The organism is Nocardia sp. NPDC006982 (genome assembly GCF_042869435.1).
Lineage (GTDB): Bacteria > Actinomycetota > Actinomycetes > Mycobacteriales > Mycobacteriaceae > Nocardia.
This window is the reverse complement of record NZ_JBIAFV010000080.1, coordinates 1-1,730: the sequence shown is the minus strand read 5'-3', so window position 1 is coordinate 1,730 and position 1,730 is coordinate 1. Positions and strand designations below refer to the sequence as shown.

The following is a 1,730-nucleotide window of genomic DNA, read 5'->3' as shown; positions in this document are numbered from 1 at the left end:
GGATCTGGCACGCTTTCCGTGATTGACCCATGCGAATTGCGTTCTGGGGCATGATGATTGATCATGTGCCCGGTGTTCTGAGCTTGGGCCGTTGGCGGTCTTGTTCCCGCACCTGGACGGGTTGCGGATTGATGGTGTCGGCGCGGCTGGGCTGGTGATCGGTATCTCGGCCTGCACAGGGGACGACGCGGTCGGCTGTCCGGGATGCTCGATGTTGTCGAAACGGGTTCATAGTCGCTACGAGCGGCGATTGTCCGACACAGCCGTGGGCGGGCACGAGGTGATGATCCGGTTGCGGGTGCGGCGGTTGTTCTGCGACAACCATGATTGCGGCAGAAAGACTTTCGCCGAGCAGGTACCGAATCTGGCAGGGCGGCATGCGCGCCGCACCACTATATTGCAGCGGGTGCTGTGCGCGGTGGCGCTGGCATTGGGCGGTCGCCCCGGTGCAAGACTCACCCGTCACCTGGCGGCGGCAGTAAGCCGGATGACGTTATTGCGGCAGATCAGAGCGCTGCCAGATCCAGATCGGCCCACGCCTGCGGTGCTGGGTGTCGACGACTTCGCGCTGCGCCGTGGGCACCATTACGGCACGATCCTGATCGATATGCAGACCCGGCGTCCGGTCGATGTTCTGCCCGATCGGACCAGCGAAACGCTCGCGACGTGGCTCGAGGCGCATCCCGGTATCGAGATTGTCTGTCGCGATCGAGCTGGTGCTTACGCTGAAGCCGCACGGCTGGGCGCACCGAATGCCGTGCAGGTCGCCGACCGTTGGCATTTATGGCACAACCTCGGCGAAGCCGTCGAACGCGCGGTGGCCACACACCACCGATATCTTGCCGCCGCCATAGCCGACGAACTCGAACCCCCGGTGCCCCCGCGAACCGACAGCGCGCCGGTTCCGTCACAGACGCCGCCCGGCCCAGCTGCTCGCACCGATCGGACCGCAGTGCGCACCCGGCAACGCTACAAGGCGGTGCACCGACTACTTGCCGAGGGCCGCAGCATCCGGGGCATCGCTACGGATCTCGGATTGGCACGTGGCACCGCGCGTCGGTTCGCCCGCGCCGCAAGCCCTGAGGAGCTGCTGGTCAACAACAGGACCGGATACCGTCGCAGCCTGCTCGAGGACCACAAGCCCTACCTGCACCAGCGGTGGAATGAGGGCTGCACGAACGCCGCGCACCTGTTCATAGAGATCAAAACCCGCGGATACCGTGGCAGCGACAAGATCTTGCGGAAATACCTCCATCAGTTCCGCACCGGCGACCAGATCGCGTGGACGCCACCCAAACCGCCGACGGCGCGGCGGGTGACAGCGTGGATCATGACCGACCCCGCCAACCTCGAACCCGACCACCAAAAGCAACTCGAGACGATCCTGGCCGCCAGCCCCGACTTGAAGTCGCTGGTCGACCACGTCCGGGGTTTCGCCGACATCATGCGCAACCGACGCGGCCGTGAACTCGAAAAATGGATGGCCGCAATCGATGCCGACGACCAGCCCTCACTGCACTCCTTCGTCCGCGGGCTGCGTCGCGACCAGGACGCCGTCGCCGCCGGACTGACCATGGAATGGAACAGCGGTGCGGTCGAAGGCCACGTCAACCGCATCAAAATGCTCAAGCGCCAGATGTTCGGTCGCGCCAACCTCGACCTGCTGCGCAAACGAATCCTGCTCCGCGACTGAACTATTCAGCCGAGATCACGGAAAGCGTGCCAGATCC

General features: G+C 64.6%; 1 protein-coding gene. It reads left to right on the top strand.

The window, feature by feature from the left end; genetic code table 11:
• Nucleotides 1–154 precede the first annotated feature (154 nt).
• On the top strand, nt 155–1,693 hold the full coding sequence (locus ACFYOW_RS49560; RefSeq protein ID WP_387299159.1) for an ISL3 family transposase: 1,539 nt from the start codon (nt 155–157) through the stop codon (nt 1,691–1,693).
• Nucleotides 1,694–1,730 lie beyond the last annotated feature (37 nt).